Genomic DNA, 2930 nt, shown 5'->3' with positions numbered 1-2930 from the left:
CCACCCCCCTCCCTTCCCCACGACAACGGAGCGACCCATGAGGGACGACACGAGTGACACCCGGGAAACCGCGGGCCGTGGCGGCGGCCGGCGGAACCGGGGCCACAAACGCCGAGGACTGACCACCCGGCTCACCGTCCTGGTGACCACCCTGGCGGTCGGAGCCGCCGGGACCGTGATCGCCACCCAGTACGCCTCGGCCGGCAACAAGCAGCGTGACACCGCGCGCGAGCAGACCCGCGGTCAGGCATGGCACGGCACCATCAGCTGCCCGAACGTCGGCGACCAGTTGGAGGACGTCCCGGACGACGTGCGGGCCCGGGTGGACCGCGAACTCTCCCGGCTCGATGCCCAACTCGCGGTTGCCTACCGTCAGTTGGCCCGCCAGCGCGGCAACCCCCGGCGGGTGATGACGAAGCTGGAGAACAAGCGCTCCTTCACCATCGGCCGCATCGTGCGCACCCTGGGCTCGGTCACCGAGAGCCCCGACCACCTGCGCGGCCTGGCCGGCTGCGACTTCCAGCGCGGCCGACCGGGCGGGAACCCGGAGCCGCCGCCCGTCGAGGGCGGCGAGGGCGAGGGCGAGGAGATCGGTGGCGTCGGCGAGGGCATCGGCGGTGTCGGTGAGGGCGAGGGCGACGACAGCGGCGAGCCCATCGAGAACGGTCCCGTGCCCGAGGACTTCGTCGACATCACCACCGTGGCGCCCAACGTCAACGAGCCGGTCCTCGGTGAGAACGCCTCCACCGGCACCCTGCTGTTGGAGTGCGGCCGCAACGAGGAGGGCCGCTACAACTCCGACAACGTCATCGTCGCCCCCGGCGTGAGCAACGGCGCCCACCACATGCACGACTACGTGGGCAACGTCTCCACCGACGCCTTCTCCACCAACGAGAGCCTCGAGGCCGCCGACACCACCTGCACCAACGGCGACCGCTCCACCCACTACTGGCCGGTCATCCGGATCCAGGACGGGACCGACGAGCAGGACGTCGACCAGCCCGGCGGCGGCCTGGACGGCAACATCGGCACCATCCTCACCCCCGAGACCGTCACCATCCAGTTCCGGGGCAACCCGTTGAGCGAGGTCACGGCGATGCCGCGCTTCCTGCGCATCATCACCGGTGACGCGCGGGCCTTCACCAACGGCACGGCCAACGCCAACTCCTCGTGGAGCTGCACCGGCTTCGAGGACCGGCAGCTGACCGACCGGTACCCGATCTGCCCCGAGGGCAGCAGCGTGGTGCGCACCTTCGAGTTCCAGAGCTGCTGGGACGGTGAGAACGCCGACAGCGCCAACCACCGCACCCACGTGGACTACGTCCGCGAGGACGGCAGCTGTGCCGACGGATTCGTGGCCATCCCGCAGCTGGTGCACCGCATCACCTACGACATCCCCCCGGGTGCCGTGTACGCGGTGGACAGCTTCCCCGAGCAGTTGCACAAGCCGATCACCGACCACAGCGACTTCATCAACGTCATGACCGACGAGCAGATGGACACGCTGGTGGAGTGTGTGAACAGCGGACAGCGGTGCGGCCCGGAGTGACCTCCGGCCGGCAGCCGGTACACCGGCGCTGAACCCGCTCGGGTCGGGGCCCTCGGGCCCCGACCCGAACCGCCGCCCCGGGGCGATGACGACCCCGTCGCCCCGGGGCGGCTCCGCCGTGTCCGGAACCCGCGGGAGTCCGGGTCCGCCGGGGGAGGGAGCCGTCAGCTCTCGGCCCCCTCGGGTGGCCGTTCGGCCACGACCCGCCGTGCCGCCTCCACGACCTCCCTCTTCCGACCTCCCTCTTCAGCTCCTCGGGGGAGACGCCCCGACTCTCATCCCATGGACGAAAGTCGTGTGCGTGGTGGAGAAGTGATGTCCACTCCCCGGGGAGGTCGGGGTCCCACATGAGCTCCCGGTCGAGGAGATCGAGACCGATCACCGGATCGGGGACCCCGCGACCATTCGATCGGCGATTCCCCGCATCATCACATCATCGTGTACTTCGCCGCGAGGGGGTCGGCGGGCGGGCGGAAGAACAGCCCCAACTCCTCCAACACCCGGTCGAAGAGCTCCGGTGCCCCCGGTTCCCCGATCCGCGGCAGGCCGGCCAACTCGGCGGGGGAGAGGCTCTCGACCCCGGCGATCAGCGCGTCCAACCCCGCCCGGATGAGGCGGTCGGAGCCGACGTGGCACCGAACGCCCTCACCATCCCGAGGAGGTCGAGTTCCGCCGGCGCCTCGTCACGGGTCCTCGGCGTCCCCGTTTCCTCCGGTGACGGTCGGAACGAGGACCCACACACCGGTCGGGAGGACGACCACCGGGTTTCCCTCCGTCCCGGGTTCCGAGCCGGGGAGGTCCGCCGCGGCGGTCGGCCCGGCTCACCCGGTCGGGGTGCCCTGGTGGAACCACAGGCGCCATCCCGTGTCCGTCAGGCGCCACAGGGAACTCCGCCGCACCCGGCGGCCCCGGTGGGAGGTGAGGTAGGTCAGGTGGACGAGGCCGGGGGCGGGAACCGCTCCCCGCATCCCGTCGACCTCGACGGGGGAATCCGGGGTCACCGAACCGTCACCCGTCACGGTGAGGATCGTTTCGACGTTCCACGGACGCCCGGAGGCGCCGATCTCGGTGAACTCCGGGTCCAGGAGTTCCAGGACCCGGCCAGGGGACGCCCGCACCCCGGGATCGAGGAGCGACAGCTCCCCGTCGACGGCCGCCCGAACGGCCTCCTCGTTCTCATCCGTCATGCGGGAATCCTACGGACCCCTGCCTCCCCGGGGTGCGGGGGAAGCCACGGTGGCGCGCCGGCCCCGGGCCGGGACCCCGCCGGGCCGGCGCTGTTCGGGGACACCGGGCGCCGGGGAAGCGGGAATCGGGGCGTCCCGATCGGGGCCGGGCCCGCGCCGAAACCGGCCGGGTTCCGTCGCGAGGGGAGGGCGAG

3 protein-coding genes are annotated in these 2930 nt (G+C 71.7%); 1 reads left to right on the top strand and 2 read right to left on the bottom strand.

The window, feature by feature from the left end:
- Positions 1 to 37: 37 nt before the first annotated feature.
- The gene (locus tag FOE67_RS21490; RefSeq protein ID WP_182666486.1) at positions 38 to 1549 is read left to right on the top strand and encodes a DUF1996 domain-containing protein; all 1512 of its coding nucleotides are present in this window, start codon (positions 38 to 40) and stop codon (positions 1547 to 1549) included.
- A 428-nt stretch (positions 1550 to 1977) separates the two neighbouring features.
- On the opposite strand, the gene FOE67_RS21485 is transcribed toward FOE67_RS21490, so the two are convergent.
- Positions 1978 to 2148: a hypothetical protein gene (locus FOE67_RS21485; protein WP_182666485.1), complete on the bottom strand. Its 171-nt coding sequence runs from the start codon at positions 2146 to 2148 to the stop codon at positions 1978 to 1980.
- Positions 2149 to 2370: 222 nt separating this feature from the next.
- Entirely contained in the window at positions 2371 to 2736 is a 366-nt protein-coding gene (locus FOE67_RS21480; protein ID WP_182666484.1) for a nuclear transport factor 2 family protein, read from the bottom strand.
- Positions 2737 to 2930 lie beyond the last annotated feature (194 nt).

The organism is Streptomyces calidiresistens, from assembly GCF_014141525.1.
Lineage (GTDB): Bacteria > Actinomycetota > Actinomycetes > Streptomycetales > Streptomycetaceae > Streptomyces > Streptomyces calidiresistens.
Note: the sequence above shows the minus strand (reverse complement) of the source record. Positions and strands in the feature narration are given on the sequence as shown.